This window comes from Niabella agricola, assembly GCF_021538615.1.
Classification (GTDB): Bacteria; Bacteroidota; Bacteroidia; order Chitinophagales; family Chitinophagaceae; genus Niabella; species Niabella agricola.
The window spans coordinates 925,768-948,779 of sequence record NZ_JAJHIZ010000003.1 but is presented as its reverse complement, the minus strand read 5'-3'; the positions used below and the strand labels follow the sequence as shown (position 1 = coordinate 948,779).

Annotated in this window: 18 protein-coding genes and 1 tRNA gene; 7 read left to right on the top strand and 12 right to left on the bottom strand. The window is 46.7% G+C overall.

Annotation, left to right across the window (positions count from 1 at the left end; all coding sequences use genetic code 11):
* Positions 1 to 399: 399 nt before the first annotated feature.
* Positions 400 to 2,913: a hypothetical protein gene (locus LL912_RS09360; protein WP_235553321.1), complete on the top strand. Its 2,514-nt coding sequence runs from the start codon at positions 400 to 402 to the stop codon at positions 2,911 to 2,913.
* 270 nt (positions 2,914 to 3,183) lie between these two features.
* Here the strand turns inward: LL912_RS09360 and LL912_RS09355 are convergent, their stop codons facing one another.
* From LL912_RS09355 to LL912_RS09345, 3 genes are all read right to left on the bottom strand, one after another.
* Complete coding sequence (locus tag LL912_RS09355; protein WP_235553320.1) at positions 3,184 to 3,861, bottom strand: response regulator; 678 nt, start codon at positions 3,859 to 3,861, stop codon at positions 3,184 to 3,186.
* A gap of 1,329 nt (positions 3,862 to 5,190) precedes the next feature.
* Positions 5,191 to 5,278 (bottom strand) — tRNA-Ser (locus LL912_RS09350).
* 183 nt (positions 5,279 to 5,461) lie between these two features.
* A complete protein-coding gene (locus tag LL912_RS09345) occupies positions 5,462 to 6,589 on the bottom strand; it encodes an alpha/beta hydrolase-fold protein (protein ID WP_235553319.1) in 1,128 nt (375 codons plus the stop codon).
* A gap of 637 nt (positions 6,590 to 7,226) precedes the next feature.
* Here LL912_RS09345 and ric point away from each other — a divergent pair.
* From ric to LL912_RS09330, 3 genes are read left to right on the top strand one after another with little or no spacing between them, the layout of a single operon-like run.
* Positions 7,227 to 7,937: an iron-sulfur cluster repair di-iron protein gene (ric, locus tag LL912_RS09340; protein WP_235553318.1), complete on the top strand. Its 711-nt coding sequence runs from the start codon at positions 7,227 to 7,229 to the stop codon at positions 7,935 to 7,937.
* A 24-nt stretch (positions 7,938 to 7,961) separates the two neighbouring features.
* Positions 7,962 to 8,552, top strand: coding sequence for a Crp/Fnr family transcriptional regulator (locus tag LL912_RS09335; protein WP_235553317.1), 591 nt, complete (start codon positions 7,962 to 7,964; stop codon positions 8,550 to 8,552).
* 6 nt (positions 8,553 to 8,558) lie between these two features.
* Positions 8,559 to 9,770, top strand: coding sequence for a hypothetical protein (locus tag LL912_RS09330; RefSeq protein WP_235553316.1), 1,212 nt, complete (start codon positions 8,559 to 8,561; stop codon positions 9,768 to 9,770).
* Between the two features lie 77 nt (positions 9,771 to 9,847).
* Here the strand turns inward: LL912_RS09330 and LL912_RS09325 are convergent, their stop codons facing one another.
* The 6 genes from LL912_RS09325 to LL912_RS09300 form a co-directional block, all read right to left on the bottom strand.
* Positions 9,848 to 10,615, bottom strand: a complete 768-nt coding sequence (locus tag LL912_RS09325; RefSeq protein WP_235553315.1) for an ABC transporter permease — start codon at positions 10,613 to 10,615, stop codon at positions 9,848 to 9,850.
* The gene (locus tag LL912_RS09320) at positions 10,612 to 11,322 is read right to left on the bottom strand and encodes an ABC transporter ATP-binding protein (protein ID WP_235553314.1); all 711 of its coding nucleotides are present in this window, start codon (positions 11,320 to 11,322) and stop codon (positions 10,612 to 10,614) included. The genes LL912_RS09325 and LL912_RS09320 overlap by 4 nt, the downstream gene beginning before the upstream one ends.
* Positions 11,319 to 12,575, bottom strand: coding sequence for a nitrous oxide reductase family maturation protein NosD (locus LL912_RS09315; protein ID WP_235553313.1), 1,257 nt, complete (start codon positions 12,573 to 12,575; stop codon positions 11,319 to 11,321). Before LL912_RS09315 ends, LL912_RS09320 begins: the two co-directional genes overlap by 4 nt.
* Entirely contained in the window at positions 12,559 to 13,611 is a 1,053-nt protein-coding gene (locus LL912_RS09310; protein ID WP_235553312.1) for a nitrous oxide reductase accessory protein NosL, read from the bottom strand. Before LL912_RS09310 ends, LL912_RS09315 begins: the two co-directional genes overlap by 17 nt.
* A 123-nt stretch (positions 13,612 to 13,734) precedes the next feature.
* Positions 13,735 to 15,729, bottom strand: a complete 1,995-nt coding sequence (nosZ, locus tag LL912_RS09305) for a Sec-dependent nitrous-oxide reductase (protein ID WP_235553311.1) — start codon at positions 15,727 to 15,729, stop codon at positions 13,735 to 13,737.
* A 102-nt stretch (positions 15,730 to 15,831) separates the two neighbouring features.
* Positions 15,832 to 16,323, bottom strand: coding sequence for a c-type cytochrome (locus tag LL912_RS09300; protein ID WP_235553310.1), 492 nt, complete (start codon positions 16,321 to 16,323; stop codon positions 15,832 to 15,834).
* A gap of 818 nt (positions 16,324 to 17,141) precedes the next feature.
* Here LL912_RS09300 and LL912_RS09295 point away from each other — a divergent pair.
* On the top strand, positions 17,142 to 17,792 hold the full coding sequence (locus LL912_RS09295) for a TetR/AcrR family transcriptional regulator (RefSeq protein ID WP_235553309.1): 651 nt from the start codon (positions 17,142 to 17,144) through the stop codon (positions 17,790 to 17,792).
* Positions 17,793 to 17,889: 97 nt separating this feature from the next.
* Here LL912_RS09295 and LL912_RS09290 read toward each other — a convergent pair whose 3' ends face one another.
* Together LL912_RS09290 and LL912_RS09285 are read right to left on the bottom strand one after the other, a co-directional pair.
* Positions 17,890 to 18,378 carry a MarR family transcriptional regulator gene (locus LL912_RS09290; RefSeq protein WP_235553308.1) on the bottom strand — a complete coding sequence of 163 codons (489 nt, stop codon included), beginning with the start codon at positions 18,376 to 18,378 and terminating at the stop codon, positions 17,890 to 17,892.
* A 4-nt stretch (positions 18,379 to 18,382) separates the two neighbouring features.
* Complete coding sequence (locus tag LL912_RS09285) at positions 18,383 to 18,874, bottom strand: GNAT family N-acetyltransferase (RefSeq protein WP_235553307.1); 492 nt, start codon at positions 18,872 to 18,874, stop codon at positions 18,383 to 18,385.
* Positions 18,875 to 19,085: 211 nt separating this feature from the next.
* Between LL912_RS09285 and LL912_RS09280 the strand changes: the two genes are divergently transcribed.
* Positions 19,086 to 20,333 (top strand): ABC transporter permease, encoded by a 1,248-nt coding sequence (locus tag LL912_RS09280; RefSeq protein WP_235553306.1) that lies wholly within the window; start codon positions 19,086 to 19,088, stop codon positions 20,331 to 20,333.
* 301 nt (positions 20,334 to 20,634) lie between these two features.
* Positions 20,635 to 21,678 (top strand): tRNA (adenosine(37)-N6)-threonylcarbamoyltransferase complex transferase subunit TsaD, encoded by a 1,044-nt coding sequence (gene tsaD / locus LL912_RS09275; RefSeq protein ID WP_235553305.1) that lies wholly within the window; start codon positions 20,635 to 20,637, stop codon positions 21,676 to 21,678.
* Positions 21,679 to 21,752: 74 nt separating this feature from the next.
* On the opposite strand, the gene LL912_RS09270 is transcribed toward tsaD, so the two are convergent.
* Positions 21,753 to 23,009: a homoserine dehydrogenase gene (locus LL912_RS09270; RefSeq protein WP_235553304.1), complete on the bottom strand. Its 1,257-nt coding sequence runs from the start codon at positions 23,007 to 23,009 to the stop codon at positions 21,753 to 21,755.
* Between the last annotated feature and the right edge of the window lie 3 nt (positions 23,010 to 23,012).

The following is a 23,012-nucleotide window of genomic DNA, read 5'->3' as shown; positions in this document are numbered from 1 at the left end:
GCAAAATTACAGGATAATTTATGAGAATATGCAGACAGAGCCAATAGAGCTAAGCCGCAACATGCAATAGACCCGCAAAGGAAATTCGTAAAGCTGAAAAGATCGTTGATCATGGCGTTCTAATAATCAGCAGCATTGAATAGAAATCGGAACGTCCAGAACTGGCTGTGCTGCCTATTCGTACTTTCCCTTAAAGGTTATTCAAGTTCTACTATACTTTTTTATTGCGTTTTTAACAGCCAGTATATTGCAGCGATAGTACTTCAATAAGTGCCATTTACTTATGAGAATTATTTATCAGAAGCCGCTATCCATCTTATAAACTAAAAGTTGAACTCTTAAGAACCAAATCCTGAATTCACGACAAAGCCTAATATCAAACTAAAAAACATGAAAACAATGCGTACAGCAACAATCCTATTGCTAACATTCATTAGCATTTGGTCTGCCAATTCTTCTTATGGACAGACTTGCTATAGCAGCAGCGGATGCCAGGACTATAGTAATTTTGGAATCAATTCCTCTTCTGCAGCCACTTTGGAGTATGACAATTTTGTGTCTGCCTTTCACCAAAGTGTAGTCCGGGACGCTTCGGGCGACCTTAAAATATGGGGAGAGAGAACAGCTGCAAATGGCACCGGGAACCTGTTATCTCCTACCATTGTCAATAGCATTAACTTTCCGGGTCTTACCGGCACACCCCTAAAGGCGTCAATCGGAAGTTATTATGTCAATGCTTTCCAGAATGTTTTGTTGACAACTGACGGGCTATGGGCCTGGGGAAGCGCAGGGGGAGTAATTCCGGCGGCCGTAAAGAGCGATTCGAAGTTTGGTAAAGTGAGCCTTGGGCTGCCATCCGGCGTTTCGCCCTCGGATGTAAAAATGCTGTTCGCCACCTATCAAACACTGGCCATTACTACCTGTAGCGGAGGTGTTTGGGTACTTACCGGTCATACAGGGGCCATGCGCGGGGATGGAACCACGGGAACCCCCGCCAACTGGAATACAACCTGGGCACGCGTTCAAAAAACCGATGGCACACCTCTTACAAATGTAGTTGCCACCAGAGGTGCATGGGGCGTACTTATGGCACTTACCAGCACTGGAGAAATTTACACCTGGGGCAACAGAACCTGGTTAGGCTCCGGAGATCAGGCAGCAGCCTCAAGGACACAGGCCACGCTGATGCAGGCTCCTTCCACAACCAATGGCCCTATAAAAATGATAGGAGCAACAGCTGCTGTTAATTTGCCTCAAGCAACCTATTATGTACTATATGAGAATGGAAAATTGCTTTCTACCGGCGACAATGTTTCCAGGCAAAAAGGCGATTTTACAACGACCAGCAACGGCAACTGGGTAACACCTTCTTACCCGAGTACCGCAAATGCAAATGTTGCAGGAGCACCAATGGACAATATCCTTTGGATTTCGCCGAACGAGCATGATCCCACTTATCCGAGCATGAATGTTATTACCAGTGATAATAACCGTGTGTTTGCCTGGGGCATACAAAATGGAGGTAATCTGGGACGGTCTGCGGATGGAGCGCTCAACCCCGGTGAACCTGCAGATTTGGTAGCCGGAGGTATATCGATTGTGGAAACCGGTGGACACACAACCATGGTACTGAATAAATGCCAGGCCAATTTCGGTTACGTGGGACATAAAAGGGCAGGAAGCATGGGAGATGGAACATCAGCTGATGGCTACCAGAGCAACTATAGCTACGGAACCAATGGTCTCAAGGTTTGCGGTGCCGAGCAGCCCAATTTGCCGGAAATAAAGCTGGCCAATGCTCCCTCTGTTAACAGCAATGGGGAATACTGCCGCGGCACTTCGGTACAACTATTGCCTACGCCTGCCGGCGGCACCCTTGCCATAAAATCCGGGGCTGCTTATGCAACCCTGGCGGATAGCATTTTAAGTTTTACAGGCGCCGGATTGGTAACCGTAAGTTATACGGTTAACAGCGCGGGCTGTCCCAACCCGGTTGAAGTTGTGCGTACTTTTAACGTAGTTACCTGTACCCCAACCGTCACCATCAGTGGAAAGGTCTGGAATGACAGCGATGGGGATGCCAAAACCGAAACCGGGGAAAATGGTATTGCCAATAATATGTGGGCCAACCTGGTAGGACCTGATGGTGCTGTGATAGCCTCAGTAAAAATTAATGCAGACGGCACTTATACGTTTATAGTAAGTAAATCGTTGCTTACGGAGACCGGAACTTATTCAGTAGTGTTGACCAACAGCAGCAGGCAACAGGGCGTGCAACTTCAAAGTGCTGACACTCCCGCTAATGGTTATGGCTATACGGGAACCAACCGGGGCGCCGATAACACCGCAGATGCTACCAACCGTACCGGGAAAGCCAGTTTAGGGGATCTAAGCACCGCGGCAGATAATAGTACTGTTGCAAACGTAAACTTTGGAATTAGCAATGATCCATTGGTGTTGCCAGTGACATTCGGAGCCATTTCTGCGAAGATCGTTAATGGAAAGCTTGTTGTAAACTGGAGTACAATGAGTGAAACCAATAATGACCATTTTGATATCGAGATTTCAAAGGATGGTACCAGTTTCACTAAAATAGCAACTGTAAAAAGCAGCGCGCCAAACGGAACTTCAACCGGCACAACTGACTATAAATATGAAATGGACTTAACGAGCAGTACGGCCATTTTAGGCATTGGTATCCTTACGCTTGGAGGGTTGGCGCTTTGTTTCAGACGCAAGCGCAAGGGGCTGGTTGTTTTGGCGATGATTGTTGGCAGTACACTTACCATTGCTGGTTGTAAAAAGGTGTCTGCGGATCAGGTTAATAAAGGGCCACTTTTCCTGCGGATTGTACAGGTGGATGTGGATGGCACACAGTCATTTAGTAAAGTAGTAAAAGTGACCGCAGAATAAATTTTAAACAGGCAATAGCTGCATATTTGTCCAAAGTAGAAGAGGGGTAAGTCTTTACACCCTCTTTTGCTTTGTGCGCATACCATGTAGCTTCCCCTGATTATATATATGCCCGGAGATGTATTTTCAAATCGTTTTACGCTTATGCGTCAACTTTATCCGATCGGCATATCACTTTAAATGCAAGGTGAAATCGGGCCGCTCAGCCCCGACGAACCTGTGCGGAATTACTTTAAGCTGTATCCGGAGCGCATCAAGCCCGGTGTTCAACTAGAGTTCATCAAGCATTACCACCCCATTCTGAATGGCAAACTTGATAACGCCTGCAAGTGTTTTGGCATTTAATTTACGCATGATATTGCTTCGGTATTGTTCTATGGTACGTTCTGAAAGGCTTAGGTAATGACCGATCTCTTTCGTGGTCATCTGCTTGCATAACAGACGGATCAGCTCCAGTTCTTTTCCGGAAAATTTAGTATTACCAATAAGGTGTTTAACGGTGAAATCGTCGGTGGCCGTGGAAAAACGATTTACTATATGCGCTCGGGCCTCTTTGCAGAAATAGTCTCGGCCCCGCATTAGCATATGAATCGCTTTTATAAATTCTTCATCATCCTCGCGTTTGATAATATAACCATCAATCCCGGCCTTTAGCATTTTTATAATGATGTCAGGACTATAGGAAAACGAATAGGCCATTATCCTTGCGGATGGTAATTTCTCTTTTAGCTGCCGCACAAGCGAATCGCCCGGGATATCGGGAAGATAAAAATCTACGATGATTAGCTCCGGAAAATTCTGAAGCGCCTGGCTCATGCCCGATGCCCCGCTATGTGCCATATAGAACGATTCAAACAACCGGCCTGCTATCAGTTTTATACCATTAGCAACCATTTTATGGTCATCAATAACCAATATCGACTTGTATGATAAATGAGTGGTTTCCATTAAAATTTGCTAAACGGATTACACAATATAAGATGTCTTTTATATGATTTTAACTATGCAATAAGTGCAAGAAAACAAGTATCTGCCAGGATACTGATTTGAGATCACCTGTGCTCCTTTAAAGCCATGGCGGCTTTGTATAATATTCTTCAAATTCATGTCTCGTTTTTTTTATCCTGCCGTCCTTTACCCTGGTATGGTAAATGATCGCAACCTGGTTGTGTTTCTTAGGTGTTCATTGCAGCTCCGGAGATGGGTTCATTTGCGGTGTCATTATATTCATCGAACGTCGATTGGCCAACGTAAATGATTGAATTAAAATGATTCAAATGACTGTACAAAGAAAAGGAATAATGATGAAAAGGACGTTTTAAAAAATAACCGTTGGCGCTATCTGATCTGATATCCGTATATTTTCAATAAACTTATAGTAAAAATACTTAAGCGATTGCCCGGCTTTAGCAATATCTATAACTTGCGGTTGTCTATTAATATAGAGTAAATCATATAATCGTGAACAATACTGACATATTCCCAGGGTTTAATTTTTCTTATTCTGAACTTGAAAAGTATATTGAAGCAGCCGGAATTTTCACCATAATGCTCAAAAATGGCCGCATTATTCATTTTAAACCGGAGTATATACAAAAGTTCCATGAATGGCTGGCGTTCCACTGTATTACAAACCTGAAATCTTCTGTTTAACACAGGCGGGTGGAAAGGACTGTTACAGCCGGATCGGGCACTGGAAAACCAACTCAAAGGCAAGCTTCAAATTGTTTGCCCGTCCGTTACCAGTAAACTATTTAGAAGGAGCTATTTTATTGCAATTTTTCGAAACCGGGAACACCGGAGATCGGAGCAGTTGCTTGAACGGAAGAATCTGTATCCCATCCGGCAACGATGCAAGACTGAAATAAGCATTTCCTTTGAAATGCATCAGCCAAATGTGAAAACAGATTTTTTGGGATGAGCGGAAGCGGGCATGCTGGTATAGTGAAGTTGAGGATCCCGGGTTCAACCTGTTCCGAACTATGGGCTAAATTCGCTGGGTTCTCCAAGCCGGTAATTGTTTTGACAACCGGAGCGTCAATATCCCGGTAACATCTTAATGTAAAAATAAGGTGTTCTAAAGCGGAATCCTGGGGTGTAACAGGTATTTCGTTTTTCCTATTTAAGGTTCGCTAATTTTTATGCCCAATTTGGGCAATCCCCCCAATATCCTACATGGCCCTTTTGAACGATCTGGAGTTATTGTTCGTCAGGGGTGATGCTAGCCACTGAAGCATTCAGTAAAACAGAAAGCGCTGTTTCAGCGCTTTCTGTTTCTGGCGGAGAGAGAGGGATTCGAACCCCCGGACCTGTTACAGTCAACGGTTTTCAAGACCGCCGCATTCGACCACTCTGCCATCTCTCCGCGGCAAAAGTAAGGGTTGGTAATTTGATGACAAAAAAATGTTGCTTTTTTTTTGCTGCGCAAGCCTTCTGGACGCTCTGTTTCATCCGGTTCTTCTTTGCCGGCTATAAATAAAAATGCACCCTTTTAAATACCGGATGTGTCCGGGATTTTAGCGAAATTGCTGATACGGCTTTTCCAAACTTAGCGATGCTGTAGTTTATCTTCGATCTTCCTGATCAAATTCTTTCCGTTCTGGTTCTGGGGATTTAACAATACCGATTTTCTATAATTTTTTAGTGCGCTCTTCAAATCTCCTTTTAAATAGTAGGCTTCACCCAAACTATCATAGGCGTTTGACGAGCCGGGATGATTTTCGACATTCCGGGCAAATATTTCAATGGCCTGATCTACATGTCCTCCATTGAGCCGCTGATAACCACATTCATTCATGAAATCTTCCGGAGCTTGTATGGTGTATCCGTATTGTTTTGAAAGGCGCGCGAAGTGTAACGCTATATCCTGGTAAGATCTTACTGAGGCAGTATCCTGTGGATTAATAAACCAGTCTCCAAAAATGAACCGTAACCCATCGTACATACTCTTGTATCCTACAGAAAAATGATCTTCATTCATATACGTGTTATATTGCCATTTAAGGAATTTTGGGGCGAACTGCTTTAACTGAGTAACAAGCGAATCTGCAGCCAACTTCCCACCTGGTTCATTTCCCAGCGATAAAGATAGGTAGCCAGTGAGCTCAGAATGCGTTCTCAGGAAACCGGAAAACCGGCCGAGGATTTCCATATTCCCGCCATAGATCGCCGGGCTGATCACAATCTCCGATTGGAAGAGGCCGGGGTCTGCTTCTTTGCAGTACACTGCAAACAGACCGCCCAGGGAATGTCCTGAAAGTATGCGGTAAGGCTGGGTTCTGTAGTTCCTGTCTACATAAGGAATGAGTTCGTTTTTGATAAAGTTGAGAAAATCTTTCCCGCCGCCGGTAGTTGCCAGGCTACTGTCTATCCGGCCATTAAAGATTAGGGAGTGTATAGGAGTGAAATCTTTCTTGCGGTCGTTGTTTACAATGCCAACAACGATCAACTGGGGAATGCGGTACCTGTCCGATAAAAAGCGCTCCAGTTCTGTTACATAAGCGAAGTTCTGATCCGGATCCAACAAATACAGCACCGGATATTTTTCACGGGATGATTGATAGTTCGCAGGCGTATAGATCCATAAGGACCGTTGCTCGTTCAGGATTTTTGATGTGAACACTACCTTCTTTTGATCTCTTTGGGGAAGGTTATCATCCTGGGCCTGTAACGGCATTGATGAATGGATGAAAACAAATGCAAAGATCAGCCAGTTAAAGCGAGCATTTGAGCTTGGTCTGCGGGTGTCGTCAGCGGTTTTTAAGTGATTTTCAACCATATTATATGCATTTATGGTAAAAGTACTAAAGCTGCCTGAAACGAGGAATATGCGATTGATGGAAACGATCCTACTGATGCAGGGATTTTGAGCTGCTTTTATAAGCATGCACACTGTAAGACGCATCGTAAAAGCCTGGTTAAAATATTTGCCGCAAAGAGTATCGCGATCCTTATTAAGCTCATTCGCCGGGAAATTGTATAAGGCCTGCCGGAAGCTGATCTGAATTGTCCGTTTCGGGAGCTATTGGTTGTATCTGAAAGGTGCGTACGCTAAAGAGAGATTTTTTGAAGAGTGGAGGCCGGACAAGTCTGTTAGGATAATAAAAGATATTTTTGTCTTTTATTATTTTTTTGTTCCTATCTTTGTATAGGGTTCATAAAAGTGCTTCAGGAATAAAGAAGCAGCGCCGCTGATAGTTAGGTATGGATATCTGGAATAGGAAGCACAAACGCGTTTTATAGCCGCGTCGCTACCGGCGATAAGCGAACGGCGGATGCGCATGGCAAAGTATAACATTCAAATAAATAATTGTATGGATATTAATGAACAAACCGTTATCGGAGCGCTGGTGGCTGAAGACTACCGCACCGCCACTGTTTTTAAGACCTATGGCATCGATTTCTGCTGCAATGGTAACCGCACTATTGCGGAAGCCTGTGCAAAAAAAGGGCAGGGGCCGGAGATTCTGATCGGCGCATTGGAACAGGCGCGGAGCCAGCAGGGAACGGAGGGGCTGGCATATACCAGCTGGCCGGCGGATTTACTGGCGGACTATATTGAAAAAAAACATCACCGTTATGTGACCGCGAAAATTGCGGAGATTACTCCCTTTCTTGAAAAAGTGGCAACAGTACACGGGAGCCGGCATCCTGAGTTGAAAGCAGTGGAAGCGCTGTTTAAAGACAGTGCTGCTGAACTATCGGCGCATATGCAAAAAGAGGAAATGATACTGTTTCCCTATATCAGGAGCCTGGCGTCAAACGGAACTACCCGTGCACCTTTTGAAACGGTAGAGGACCCGATCAGCGTGATGATGCATGAACATCATATGGAAGGCGAACGTTTTGAGAAGATCGCGGCCCTTACAGGCAACTATACTCCCCCGGAGGATGCCTGCAGTACCTGCCGGGTTACCTTTTCTTTACTAAAGGAATTTGAAGAAGATCTGCACCTGCATGTACACCTGGAAAACAATATCCTGTTTCCCAAGGCGGTTAAAATGGAACAGGAAAAAGTCAATTAATCCAGATTCTGACGTGGCATCAAGATGCAGATCGACTATAATATACTAATCGCTTATGGGGGTGTTGCACGGAAGGTAGAGAAAGGTGCGATCCTTTTCCACGAAGGAAACATGCCGTATTTTTTTTACCAGTTGGTGGAGGGTACCGTAAAGCTGTATACAACAAATGCAGAGGGAAAGGATCTGACGCAGGGCATTTTCGGGTCGGGGCAGAGTTTTGGAGAGCCCCCGTTATTACTGGATAAAGCGTATCCCAGCACGGCGCAGGCAGTTACACCCTGTGTGCTGGTTAAGATCCGGAAGGAAAAATACTGCAAGATCCTGCAAGACTATCCAGAGATTGCGAATGCCTTACTTTACACATTTGCCAGGAGGATTTATAGCAAGGCGATGGCGGCCCAGATTTGGGTACGGCAAACGCCCGAGGAAAAGATCGTTCATTTTCTGGAGCAGGGCCGGAGCGCGGCAACAATAGAAAAACCGCTGCAAGTGCCTTATACCCGGCAACAAATCGCTGACTTCACCGGCCTTCGCGTGGAAACAGTGATCCGGACGCTGATCCGGATGAGCAACGACGGAAAAGTAAAGATCCTGAGGCATAAATTGTATTATTGATTATCGATGGAAGACAACAGATCGAAAAAATGGCTGCGGTGGGGATTGCTGAACCTGGCCCTGGTAGCCTTGTACGGTACCCTGATGCGCTATAAGATTGCATTTAATTTTCCGTATCTGGAGCAAAAAAACCTGTTGCATGCACATTCACATTTTGCTTTTAGCGGGTGGATCAGTCACCTGTTATATGCCGGTTTGGCACTTATAGCCAAACCCTATCTTACAGCTCCAAGGCGAAAGTACTATGATCGCCTTATCGCAGTGAATCTTGTCTGTGCCTTTGGTATGCTGGTGGCATTTACCCTGCAGGGTTATCAGGTCCTGTCCATTGCCTTTTCCACGCTGTCGGTTTTTGTTGCCATGGGGTTTGCAGTGCTTTTTATCGGAGACCGCAAGCGACTGCCCGCAATGCACCCCTCTGTGCCCTGGGCAACCGGGGGCTTACTATTCAATATCCTTTCGTCGGCGGGTCCTTTTTTTCTTGGCTATATGATGGCCACCGGCAATACAAACGCCCAGTACTACATGGGCGCTATATATTTTTATTTGCATTTTCAATACAACGGATGGTTTTTCTTTGGCAGTATGGCGCTTGCGGCCGCCTTAATGCCCGCTTTTTTCGCCCCGTCGGTAAAATATTTCCGGATATTTATCATAGCAGCTGTGCCCACTTTTTTCCTGTCGATACTTTGGGCTGGTCTTCCCGGATGGTTATATCTGGCAGCAGTTGCCGGCGCTCTGTTACAGCTGGGTGCATGGTTGGTATTGCTGGTACGTGCATACCTGCTGCGACAACAAAACAGATGCCGGTTATTTGTACCTCAGGCGCGGATCTTTTTTTATATGGCTGCGCTGGCCCTAACGTTAAAGTTCCTGTTACAGGTCATTTCCGTAATTCCTTCGGTCAGTCGCCTTGTATTTGGTTTTCGCCCGGTTGTTATCGCTTATTTGCATTTAGTATTGTTGGGTGTATACAGTATATTTTTAACCGGCTTTTATATTGTGCAGCGGGCAATCAGTTATACACTGCCAGCGAAAGTGGCAGCCTTTGTTTTTGTGTCAGGTGTCGTACTGAACGAGCTTCTCCTGGCCGTACAGGGCTTTGCCGCCTTTGGATATATCCCGGTTCCTTTTATGAATGAAATGTTGCTGGTTGCAGCCCTGCTGTTGCTGACCGGAGCTGGTGGACTGTTTTTTTCGCAAAGAACCCGAAGCTGAGCAAGGTTGCTGGCCAACATTCATGCCGGATGCTTATGAATGTTGACAATAGGGCGGAACTGGTCGGGCCTTAATCATTACAGATCTTTCTTCCTGAATTTTTTGAGTGAAAGACGAAAGGGGAGCAGTATCCACAAGCCCAAAAGAAGACCGGAAAGCACCAGGCCACCGGTGTCACCAAAAAAAATCCGGAAGACGGCCCCGGTATATCCCATCATGGCCGATTCATCCAGCCGGAGCAAAACAAGGATACGGCAAAGGTCTACCGGGCTTAGTGCGCAAAGCAGCACTGTCGGTTTTTCTATGGGGTAGTCGGCAAACTGAAGATAGAGGAAGAGGATCAGACCGTCAAACAACAGGGTGAAATACAGCCAAAGGAGGATGGAGATGCCTACCCCCTTGGCTTTATCACGGGTGAGCATGCTGCCAAGAAAAGCGATGGCCACAAATATCATTGAAAGCAGCACTCCGGCCGTGATCATGATACCGGCCGTAGCGGCATCCGCAAAAACAAGCAACGGGATTCCTACTCCCAGAAGGTAGGCGACCGTCATGCTAAGCGAAAGCCCGGCGAATAACGCTTTCCAGATCATACTGCGTTTTACGGGGTGGCTAACCAGCAGTTCTATAAACTCGTTATTATTGTAAACATAAATGGTGGCGAATAATACAGCAACCAGGGGTACGGCCAGTAACACGATATGGAGCACGGTTAGTAAACCTTTTGAAGCATTGCCTTCCAGACCAAAAGCGCTCCAGGAGAAGAGTGCCAGTATTACCGTATACACGATGATGATCCGGTTTTTTAAGATGTCGAGGGTTACGTATTTCAGGATTCGGATCATGCGGTTCCGTTTTTTAAAAGATGAACGAGCGCTGCTTTGATGGAGTTTTGGCCGGTGGACGTTTTGAGTGCTGCAATATCCTGGTGGAGTAATAACTTGCCTTCCTGCATAAAGATGATCTGGGTGACCAGGTCTTCCAGTTCGCTCAGTAAATGAGAGGTGATGAGTATGAGACTTCCTTTATGTTTTGCCTCCGTTATTTTGCGTTTGAGTATTTCGGCGGCTACAGGATCCAGGCCTGCCGTCGGTTCATCCAGGATCAATACGGGAGGACGAAACAGGAATGCCAGCGTAGCACTTACTTTTTGCGTGGTTCCCCCACTGAGGGTACGCATTTTCTTTTGAAGCATTCCGGCAATGTTAAAATGATGAAACAATTCGTAATCGGCCGGCTCACTGCAATTGCGGATGTGTTGAATCATGTCCAGTATCTGCCCGATAGTCATATTTTCGGGGTATCGGCCAATCTGAGGCATGTAGCCGATTTGTTGACGGTACAAGGTGTCATTTTTTATATCCCTGCCATTAAATACGATGCTCCCTTTGTCGGGCAGTACCATGCCAAGTATAGACTTTATCAGTGTGGTTTTGCCACAGCCGTTTGGGCCTGTAAGAGCGATGCAGGCCCCGCGTTCCAGGTGGAGATTCAGGTTGTCCAGTACCTGCAGTCTTCCAAAACGTTTACTGATATTTTGTATCGAGATCATAAATTATAGGGGATCATGTGTGGTTTGTTGTCAATAAAGTGCTCTGGTGTCAGTGTCGGGATTATTTTTTCAGACCGGTCGAGTAGTGTGGCCATAAAACTCCGGTACAATAACATCACGGGGGGATTCTGCTCCACGATCATGGAATACAGGCTGAGCGGACGGTAAGGTATATCTCCGGTCTGATCCCGGTTGAGGTCATAGCCTTCATACTTGTCCCAGTAGTTTTCCGAAAAGCTGTTCAGCGTAAGGGTTCCGTTGGTGGCAAGGTCAAATGTATTGCCGGTGAAATTGTTACACCGGATTGTATTATCTATACAGTTTGCCTGTAAGCGCATGCCCCATCCGTTTGCCTGGAATAGATTATGCTCGGTAAGGATGCGGTTGCTGCCATCAAAGAAAATGCCGGTGGTGTTTTTGAGGAACCGGTTACCGGAAAGGTAACAATCCGATAGCTCCTTAAACAATACTCCATAAGCAGCATCACCCCAGCTGCCTTCGAAGGTATTGTTCATCATCACTACATTTTTTGTGAACATCACCGCTACTCCGGCGCCGTTATTTTTAAAATAATTGGTGATGTATGCATTGTTGTGCGAAAACATAAAGTGTAATCCGTAGCGGAGATTGTTTGCTGCAATATTCCGCCAGATGACTGAGTGTGTTACAAACTCAAAATAGATTCCATCCCTGTGGCCACTGATCCGGTTGCCGGTTACTTGGATGCTGTCGCTTTTCCAGCAATGAATGCCATTCCCGGAAAGATGTTCTTCTTTTTGTGACGCAGCCAGTACATTGTTTCTGATAATACAGTTTGCTGCATACTGCAGATAAATGCCAAAATAGTTATTGAGTAGTATATTCTGTTCGATAACCACACGATTGGCATCGTATACCTTAATGGCCCCGGGGTCTGTCATTGCCGACCGCCCGGAATTCCGAAGTGTTAACCCTTTTATGGTCACATCGTCGCTTTTCACAGAAAGGATTTCACACCGGAGTGCACCATCCAGTACGGGCCTTCCATTGCCGGCTATATATACTGGTTTGTCGATAATGAGGTTGCCTTCTTTATAAATTCCATGATCAATGATGATGCTGTCACCTTTTTTACTGGCTGCCAGTGCTGCCCGGATACTTGCAAACGGCCGGCCCTTGCCCACGTGCAGGGTGCTGGCGAAGGTTCCCGCGCCGGGTACCCATATCAGGAAGAATAACAGCAGACGAGGAAGATGCTTAGTGCAGCCCATCATGATTATTGCTTTTTTGAGATTGCAGGCTCCGGCACACATCCGGCCAGCTTATCGGGGTTGTTTGATAAGCGGTTGCGCGAGCAACCGCTGCGTTACGGTTTGCAAACGCGGCACTGTTTCCACCCATCGGGCTACGCAGTAACTCGTGTTGCAGGTACCATGCTGTGGCAGCCTCGGTAAGCCGGTTCTCTTCTGTAAAATCACTGATGTAATAGTGTGTTTTTTCCGATAGTTGCGCTGAGGCGGCATAGCGGATCATACAGGCCAGGTCATCAAATTTATAAACGCGGCCTTTTACGGTAACGAGTTCTGCGGCGAACCTTCCGTCGGATATGGTCATTTTACAGAAATCGCAGGCATCCCGGTGTAAGGTAATCGGAACGGGAGCGGCGCTGTTGCAGGATATACCGCATACGCAGATAAGAGTGATGATGAAGGCAGGTTGGGGCATGCGGTGCCGCCTGCTCAGGAGCCGGCCTTCGGTCAATACGGCGGCAAGCGCCAGGATGCCTGCACCTATAAAGAGCCAGCCGCCAATAGCGGGGATGGAGTAGGCATAAAAGTTGAGCAATTGCTTGGCCCCGATAAGCGGTGGCTGATAGGCCATGCCCGGAACCTTTATTGCCGCACTGGGATCGAGGTTGCGGCCATAATCGAATTCCCATTTCCAAAAATCGGCCATTGCCACAATGCCAAACAATAAAAAAGCAGCTAAAAGTATATAAAGCCCCTTTTTGCGACCGGTAAGCGCCACAAGGAGAAAGCAGGCGGCATAAGCAACAATGATATAGGGAAGAACGGCGAACTCGGTGAAGTCCTTACTGTGTAAGGTTTTCATGCCGATATAATGGTTGAGGCCATTAATGATGTCAATGTCGCCGGCGATTTTATAAGCCCATATTTGCAGTTCCAGCCCTTCCGGGTATTGTGGAGCGTTAAGGTAAATACTCCACAGTGGCACAAAAAGCGACGCAATCAGCATCAGGGCTGCCAGTACCAGAAGGGCTTTGGATAAGGATGAAATCTTTGGATGCATTACAATGATATTTATATACACGAACAATGAAGCGCCGGAAGATAAGGCGTGTTGTTTTGAAATAAAAAAGGGCATTACGTGTTAAACGCGCCGCCCTTTTCCTGAACATGGCTGATGTTCATTTTATTGGACGGCCGGTTCTGCTTTCTTCGGCTTGTCGCCCAGGCTAAAGCTCAGTGGTACATTGCTGCCCTTGGGGGAAACTCTTACATAGCCCGACATTTCCTGGTGAAGCGCAGAACAGAAATCGGTGCAATAGATCGGGAACATGCCGGTACGATCGGGGATCCATTTAAGCGTAAGGGTTTCGCCGGGCATAATAAGCAGCTCTCCGTTGGCAGCCCCTTTTACCCCAAATCCGTGTGGAACATCCCAGTCCTGCTCCAGGTTGGTGACATGGAAATACACTTCATCTCCCAATTGTACGCCCTCGATATTATCGGGGGCAAAGTGCGAGCGGACCGCGGTAATATATACATGTATTTGGTTGCCCCGGCGTATCACTTTTGTTTCGGCCTCCCCTTTTGCAGCATAAGGATGTCTGTTGGCATTGATGTCGAAGATCTTTAATTGTTTCGGCAGCAGCAATGAAGCCGGTACTGCCTGTGCGTAGTGAGGTTCGCCAATAGTGGGAAAGTCAAGGATCAGTTCCATTTTGTCGCCGCTTATATCATAGAGCTGCGCACTTTGCGATAATTCCGGTCCCGTGGGCAGGTAACGGTCTTTAGTAATCTTATTATACGCCACCAGGTATTTGCCGAAAGGCTTTTTGGTATTGCCGCCCGGTATCATCAGGTGCCCTACAGAATAGTAAGTTGGTTGCCGGTCAAGTACTTTAAGATCTTTTATATTCCATTTTACCACTTCGGAAGATACAAAGAAGGAAGTATAGGCATTACCGTTGGCGTCAAACTCAGTATGTAGTGGTCCCAGTCCCGGTTTTTGTACTTCGCCGTACAGTGCTGCTTCGTATTTGATCACAGGCAGACCGGAATATTTTTCCGGTTCGAAGTTTTTTTCAGCGATGGCTTTTTGGATTTTGTCATAACTGAATACGGGTAATAGTGCGGCCAGCTTACCGCTGCCTACGATATACTCTCCGGTGGGATCCACATCACAACCGTGAGGTGATTTAGGGCAGGGGATGAAATAAACGATGTCGGGGAACTCGGTAACGTCCAGTACGGTTACTTCTGTTTTGATTTCAGATGTAGCGGTATGTGTTTGTTCGTCATATTTATTATGCGCATATTTCACGGCTTGTTTTTTCCCTTTCCCGGCCTTTATGTACTCCTCCGCTTTTTTCCAGTTAACCGCCATAATAAAGTCTTTATCTCTTTTCGAGGCGTTTACTTCCAGCAGGGTGTTGGCCTGTTCAGAATTATAACAGCTGAAAAAGAACCAGCCGTTTGATTTTCCCTTTCCGCTGCGGGCCAGGTCGAAGTTCACTCCCGGCGTTTTTAGCTGGAAGGCAATATTCATATCGCCGGTTTCCTTATTAACGCTTACAAAACTGATATGACCTTTGAAATTTTCTTTATAGGTGCTGATGGGTACATCTCCGGCTTCGCCGTCTTCGGGAACGCTAAACCGGGTGCCGGCAACAATATATTCCGAATTTTCGGTGCCGAAGGGAGAACTGTGATTGCCGGCGCTATTGGGAAGCTCAATGATTTCGGCCGTGCGAAACGTTTTCAAATCGACGCGTGCAAGCCTTGGCGTATTGTTTCCGTTTACGAATACCCATTTCCCGTCGGCCTGGCCATCGGTCATCGACATTTCCACGTGGTGCAGGTCGTCCCAGGGTACAAAACCATGTGAGGTATTGAGCATCGGTTTTGTTTCTTCGCTATAACCCCAGCCTTTTTCAGGATCGACAGAAAAAACGGGGATCACGCGCAGCAGCCGCCCGCTGGGCAAACCATAAACGCTGAGCTGCCCGCTAAATCCACCGGAAACAAAATTGTAGAATTCATCATATTTGCCCGGGGGAACATATACCTTTGAAGCAGCATCCTTACTCACGGCATTGCCGGCGCTTTTGGGTTTGCATGAAGCTGCAGATAGCAGGACTAGGCTCAATATCAGCAGTGAAGGTTTATTTATTTTTGTAAACATAATATATATACGTTTTAGGTAAAGGTTATGGAAGGATGCAACATCTGAAAATGAACAGTACCGGAACAATCCTTTGTTTCGCTGTTTTATATTGTTCGGGTTTTATTTGGCACCGTCATTCTGGCGCATGAATTCAAGAATACTTCTGGCTTCATCCTCCGAAAGGTTTTGGTTCGGCATACGCACCAGGCAAAGCTCCAATTGTGCCTGAACCTGGGGGTCTTTGTCAATCATCGGATCGGGATTGGTAATAAAGTTCAGGATCCAGTGCGGCGCTCTGCGCTCGGTCACTCCTTTCCATCCGGGACCAACCAGCTTTTCTGTGGTTGTTTTGTGGCAGGAAAAACACTTGGTTTGAGCAATGGCTTTACCCTGTCCCGCTCTTGCGGCATCCGGGGCTTCCAGCTTTACGTTGGTTTCGTCAAATTTTCCTTCTCCGCGTTTGGGATCATATGCAGCAGGCTCCTGTGCCGCATTTTGAGCGGGTGAGGCAATTGCTTTTTCCGTTACCGCTCCGGTATTCCCGGAGTTGCCACAGGAGCTTAAAACAATCATAAATGCCAGGCTGAGGATGGGCGCAATTTTCTTCTTCATTTTATCATTGATTTTGATTCGGGTTCAAAAGTAGTTTGTGAAGGGGTGCTTGTTTTATGATCTGGATCATAGAAAGTGATGACTTTAGGCAGATGATCAGGCAATTTATAGGGATTACTTGGGGTTTTATGGGGGCGTAAGGGCTACCGGCCAGGGGCACGGCTGTAAAACAGCGTCGTTTGAATACCACCCACCATTGATATGCGCTCTTTTCTTATTTAAATCAGTTAAACACGTTGGTCTATTTTTCTTTCCTGGATGATCATTTCCGGAAAGAATCACCAGGCCGGTGAAACAGGGGGTGTAGTGGAAGGGAAGGGGCATGCTAAGGGCTCGGGTATGATTGGGAGCGGCACGGGAGATGTAAAGTAGGTTAGCGGTGTGTAAATGGTAAGAAACATGTAATGTTAGCATGCACAGGTACAAAAAAATGGACATACTAAGCATACGAGCATATCCATTATCAACCTGTAGCTACCATGCGTCTCAAAAGCACCTCAGTTGGCTTGTTTTAACTAGCAACGGCACATTTGCATCAAAAAAACAGGAATCGTAAATTTTTTACAGGTTCTGCAATTTTGAATGAAGCAAAGGTATATCTTTAATCATTATAAGTCACCGGCCGTTGACTTAAAACGATTAAGCAGTTCCGGATAATTGAAAAAATATACTTACTTGCTGAGAATTGCGTGTTGTGTGCAAAAGCCGGGTCTATTTTTTGTAAATATTTAGTTTTTTGTTGAAAATATTTCTAATATATCTAATGCGGGTCCCGGGGGCCTGCTTCCCAACCATCATGGCCTTTGAAGTTTGTTACCATGAAAACAAAACAAAAAAATACACAGGAGCCGAAGCGGGATAAGCAGAAATCCATGCAAAAATTGCTGCATTCGGTAGGGGCAATCCTTGAGAAAGACGGGTACAAGGCGTTAAAAGCACATCGTATTGCGGCGCATGCAAAGCTTGATAAAAAACTCATCTATAATTATTACGGAAGTTTGAGTGGCCTGATTGACGCGTATCTGAAAGAAAATGATTTCTGGAAGCGCACGGAGTTAATAACGGAGCAGTCGCCGCTTACCGACCTGCCGGCAGAAACGGTAATAGAGATTTTAAAAGGGCAGTTTACATTCCTGGAGCATTCGCCGGAGATGCAGCACATCATCCTGTGGGAATTGAGTGAAAAGAACCCGCTGCTACAGGATATTCTGGGTGAGCGCGAACGCTTTGGTGAACAGCTGTTCAAGCTGTCTGATAAGTATTTTAAAGGATCTTCGGTAAACTTCCGGGCGGTGAACGCGCTCCTCGTGTCGGCGATTTACTACATTACCCTGCATTCCCGGTATCATAACAATACGATCTGCGGTATTGATGCTACTGCCAAAAAGGGGCGGGAACAGATTTTTAAAGCGATAGAGCAGATCATCCGCTGGTGCTACCGGGAAGCGGAAGGTTCCCGGAATGCATAGGGCAGGCCGGCCGGAAATCACCAATCCTCAATCTGGTTATGTCAACCGGCGGTTCGCGGCTTCCGGAATTCAAAAAGAAACTCCGGGTATTGCTGGCTTAGCCGCCGGTTCTTTTCTGCTGCAACTGTAATGCAGCATCTACCAATGCGGTCTGGCCCAGCTGTTGCTCTACTTCCACAATGGATTTAAACAGGTTGTTCCGTGTATCGGTTACCTGTGTAATGGCCTGCACCAGCAATGTCCATACCGGCTGCATTTTTGCTACCAGTAACTGCCCCTGGGAAGAAAGGCTCAGGAGGCGTTTTCGCTCGTCGGCCGGGTGTTTTTTTGAACGGATCAGCTTTTTTTTCTCCAGCTCCTTTAAAAGACTGATGGTAGAAGGGTGGGTGTATCCGATTTCCCCCGCCAGCTCCATTACACCCAGCACGCTTTTTTTATGAAGCGCGTAAATCACGGGAAACCATTTGGGGTCAAAGTCAATGCCGCAGGCCTGGTATACTTCATGTCCCTGTTTGCGGATGCGCTCGCTCAGTCGCTGTAGCCGGGTGGCCAGTGCCAGGATGCCCGCTTCGTCAATTATATGCATCTCTTTATGGGTTTTTAAGTGAAAGGGTATAAAACCGGTTGTCAACCGGCATCCTTGGAAAAAAGGAGGGAAGTTCCGTCTCGGCTACCGGGGTAAAGCCCTGCTTTTCATAAAACCGCATTGCAGCTTTTAGCAGGTGAACCGTGCCCAGGTAAAGGGTTTTAATCTGCTGTTGCCGGCAATAGCGGATCAGGGTATCCAGCAGTTCCCGGGCTATTCCTGGCTGCGCACCCCGGTATTCTTTTTTTACAAACATTTTCCGGATCACACCGGTTTGTGCTTCGGCGCGGATCAGGGCAATGGTGCCGGCCAGGGTGCTGCCGGAAAAAGCACCCCAGAAATTTCCGCCGGGTTCTATATAGAAGCGTTCAATATCCTGCAGATCAGGCTGGCCTTCCAGCGTAACGGGTACATTGAATTCTACCTGCTGGATGTGTAAGATCAATTCGATAACCTGCGGTATATCGGCGTTGTTCAGTTGCCGGATTGTAAACATGGTAAAATGTGTTTTAAAATGCAAATATAGGTAGTTAGCTACGTATTTGACTACCGGATCAGTTTTTTTACGGCCTGCAATCTTGTCCGCGATGCCAGGGGCGGCTCCCGAACGCCATCGCATTGCAACAGGGGGGCTTGGCCGCCGGTGGTAAATACGCTTCAACGCTTCTGTTGTAAAAAGCAATCAAAACGTAGCTATATTTGTACCTATGTTAAGGCGCCCACTGGAAATCATAAGCAGTAGTTTTCGTATGGCCATGCAGGAGTTATGGAAAAACAAGCTGCGTACCTTCCTGTCGCTTTTCGGTATCACCATTGGTATCTTTTGCATCATCGGGGTTCTGGCTACAGTAAACAGCCTGCAACAAAACATACAGAATGAAATAAAGACTCTGGGATCCAATACGATCTATGTGGATAAATGGGATTATGGGGGCGGACCGGACTATCCCTGGTGGAAATATGTGAACCGGCCGGTTCCCCGTTACGATGAAGTAAAGCCGATTAAAGAGCGGACGCCTAATGCCCGGTATGTGGCTTTTACCCTGCAGGGGAAGGGTAACGTGGAGTTTTCGGGGTACCTGTTAAACGGAGTGAACGTGTATAGTGTGAGCGAAGAATACATCAAGATCCAGCCGCTGACCATGGGATTTGGTCGATTTATTTCTGATGCTGAGTTTAACTATGGTACCAATGTGGCTGTGATCGGCTACGAGATCGCTGAAAAGTTGTTTAATGAACCGGAACTGGCGGTTAATAAAATCATCACCATTGCCGGAAAAAAGATCATGGTGGCCGGGGTGATCGAGAAACAGGGGAAGCAGATGATCGGTGGCTGGGGATTTGATCAAAGCGTGATCCTGCCTTTTCTGTTTGGGCGTACCATCTACAATGAAGAAAAGACGGACCCGGTGATTATGGTGCAGGGCCGGGAGCAGATCACCAGTAAGGGGTTGAAGGATGAGCTGATGGTAACCATGCGAAGCCTTCATAAACTTAGCCCGAAGCAGGAGGATAATTTTGCGTTGAATGATATCAATGATATCGGCGACCAGGTGGAAGAGGCATTTGCGGGATTGAATATCGGAGGGGCCGTGATCGGAGGAATCAGTTTGATCGTTGGGTTGTTTGGCGTGGCCAATATCATGTTTGTTACCGTAAAAGAACGAACTTCGCAGATCGGTTTAAAAAAAGCCCTCGGGGCCAAGCGTCAGATCATCCTCACAGAGTTTTTGCTGGAATCGGCCTTTCTCTGTATGCTGGGCGGGTTGATCGGTTTGTTCCTGGTATACCTGCTGGCACAGATCCTGAGCAGGGCGCTCGATTTCCCGGTATTTATATCCATTGGAAATATGATCTGGACCTTTCTGATCTGCGTAATCGTGGGCGTGGTTGCGGGCATTGTTCCGGCGGTGCAGGCGGCAAAAATGAACCCGGTGGTGGCGATCCGGAGTTGAGGGTAGCAGGCAATAGTCAATGGTTAATAGTTAATGGTGAATCAATGTCGTTTCCAAGGAACACGAAGGGGATTTTTAACATCCAGGCTCCCATTGCGGCCGTTGTAGAAACTTTGCGTCCATCGCGTTAAATCTGAACTTCAGATTTGGCAGCAGCTTTGGTCGTATTCAACAATATATTATACGGCACTGTAGACGCAATCAGCGCAACTTGTCGCGCCCGGAGGTGATCTGCAGCAGCTATAAAAAACGGTAAAGAAACCGGCATTGAATGTGAATAGATATCGAATAAAATAAAACAATGAGCAAGATCAATATACTGGCAATTGAATCGAGTTGTGACGAAACTTCTGCTGCAGTTTGCAGCGATGGAAAAATATTATCCAACCGGATCGCCACACAGGCGGTACATGCCGAGCATGGGGGCGTCGTTCCGGAGCTGGCATCGCGGGCACATATGCAACACATCGTACCGGTGGTGGATGTAGCCTTAAAGCAAAGCGGTTTGCAGCTGGAGGAGATGAACGCGATCGCCTTTACCCAGGCCCCGGGGCTGATCGGGAGTTTGCTGGTGGGCGGGCAGTTTGCCAAATCGCTGTCGCTGGCATTAAATAAACCATTGATTGCGGTAAACCATATGCAGGCGCATGTACTGGCAAACCTGATTCCTGACGATAAACCATCGTTCCCTTTTCTTTGCTTAACGGTAAGCGGCGGCCATACACAAATCGTAAAATGTGTTTCACCGACTCAACTGGAAATTATCGGAGAAACCATTGATGACGCAGCAGGTGAGGCTTTCGATAAGGCTGCAAAAATGCTGGGGCTGCCTTACCCGGGCGGACCCCTGGTAGATAAATATGCAAAAGAGGGTAACCCGGAGCGCTTTCAGTTTCCCGAGCCAAAAATACCGGGGTACAATTTCAGCTTCAGCGGACTGAAGACCGCTATTCTTTATTTCCTGAGAAACGCAGGTACTGCCCAGGTGTATAAAGAAGCGTTTGCTGCCACCACGGAGGAACGCCAACGTTTTATAGATGAAAACCTGCGGGATATCTGTGCTTCCATTCAGAACCGGATCATCTCAATCTTGTTGAACAAATTGAGCAAGGCTGCAAAAGACCTGGGGATAAAAGATCTTTGTATCGCTGGCGGCGTATCTGCCAATAGCGGGCTGCGCAAGGCTTTCAAGGAAATGGGCGAACAGAAAGGCTGGAATACCTTTATTCCCGATTTTCAGTATTGCACCGACAATGCCGGTATGATCGCCATCACCGGGTACTATAAATACCTGGTGCATGATTTTGCAGATCTGTCGGTGCCCTCTATGGCGCGGGGATTTTAGTTCAGCGTTCCTGGTTCAATGTTTAGACCAAACCTGAACTTTGAACCAGGAACTTGAAACCAGGAACCTGGAACTTATAGCAGCCCTGCCAGCTCCAGGCTTTTCTTCTTTAACTTCCGTTCCTCGATATCTTCAATAATGCCATCGGCTTCCACAATTAAGGAAGTGCTGTTCTCTTTCCACCAGGAATTTTGTTTTAATTTCTGTAATGCAATTACGCCGGATAAATATTTGCGGCTCTCCTGGGCATGCCATTCCTCGATCCATTCGAAGTCTTCTTTGGGAATATTCGCCAGGTCGGTGAAGCTTACAAATACTTTGAGGTAAATGGCATCGTTGAGTTGATGCGGCTTGTGATGGTAGAGTTTTTTATACTCGTAGCGGTATTCATAACGCAGGGCAGAGATATCGCTGAGTACTGCAGAAGCGGTAGGAAAGCTGCCTGCACCTTTACCATAAAAGAACTGCTGATCTGCAAACCCGCTTTCGATGACCACACCGTTGTACTCATTTTTTACAAAGGACAGCGGACTGTCGGTATTTACAAACTGGGGCAGTACATAAGCGCCCACGCCGCCGTTGATCAGTTTTTTAGCTTGTGCTACCAGCTTGATCTGCTGTCCGCGTGCCTTGGCTACCGCTGCGTCGGTTTTGGCAATATTCTGAATGCCGTTAAACAGGATATGATCCGGGTGCGCCACAATTCCATAGGCATGAAGCAGCAGGATGGTCCATTTATTGAGGGCATCGTATCCTTCTACATCCAGGGTGGGATCGCTTTCTGCAAAGCCCAGCTGTTGCGCCAGGAGCAACGCGTCTTTAAACGCCAGGTTCTCTTCAAAGATCTTGGTAAGTATAAAGTTGGTGCTTCCGTTTACGATGGCACGGATACTGTGTAAAAGATCATTGTCGTAATATTCCTCCAGGTTCCGGATAACGGGTATGGAGGCGCAGGCAGAGGATTCGTACAACAGGGACCTCCCGGTTTTTTGTTGCAGCTGCAGCAACGCCGGCAGGTTTTCCGCGATCATTTTTTTGGAAGAGCTAACTACGTCCTTTCCATTTTTTAATGCAGTGCTTACAATTTCAAAGCCGGCAACAGCGTCGTCGATCACCTCTACGATCAGGTTGATGGAGGTGTCGTTTAACAGCTCATTGCGGTCGGTTGTAAACAGGTCTTCCGGAGCATTTCTTTTTTTTCCGGGATGCTTGATGCAGACTTTTTTGATCGAGGCTTTCAAAGAAGGCGTTTGCTGCAATACCTTATACAATCCTTCTCCTACAACACCAAAGCCAAATAGCCCGATCACTAATTCTCTATGTTCGCCCATTAT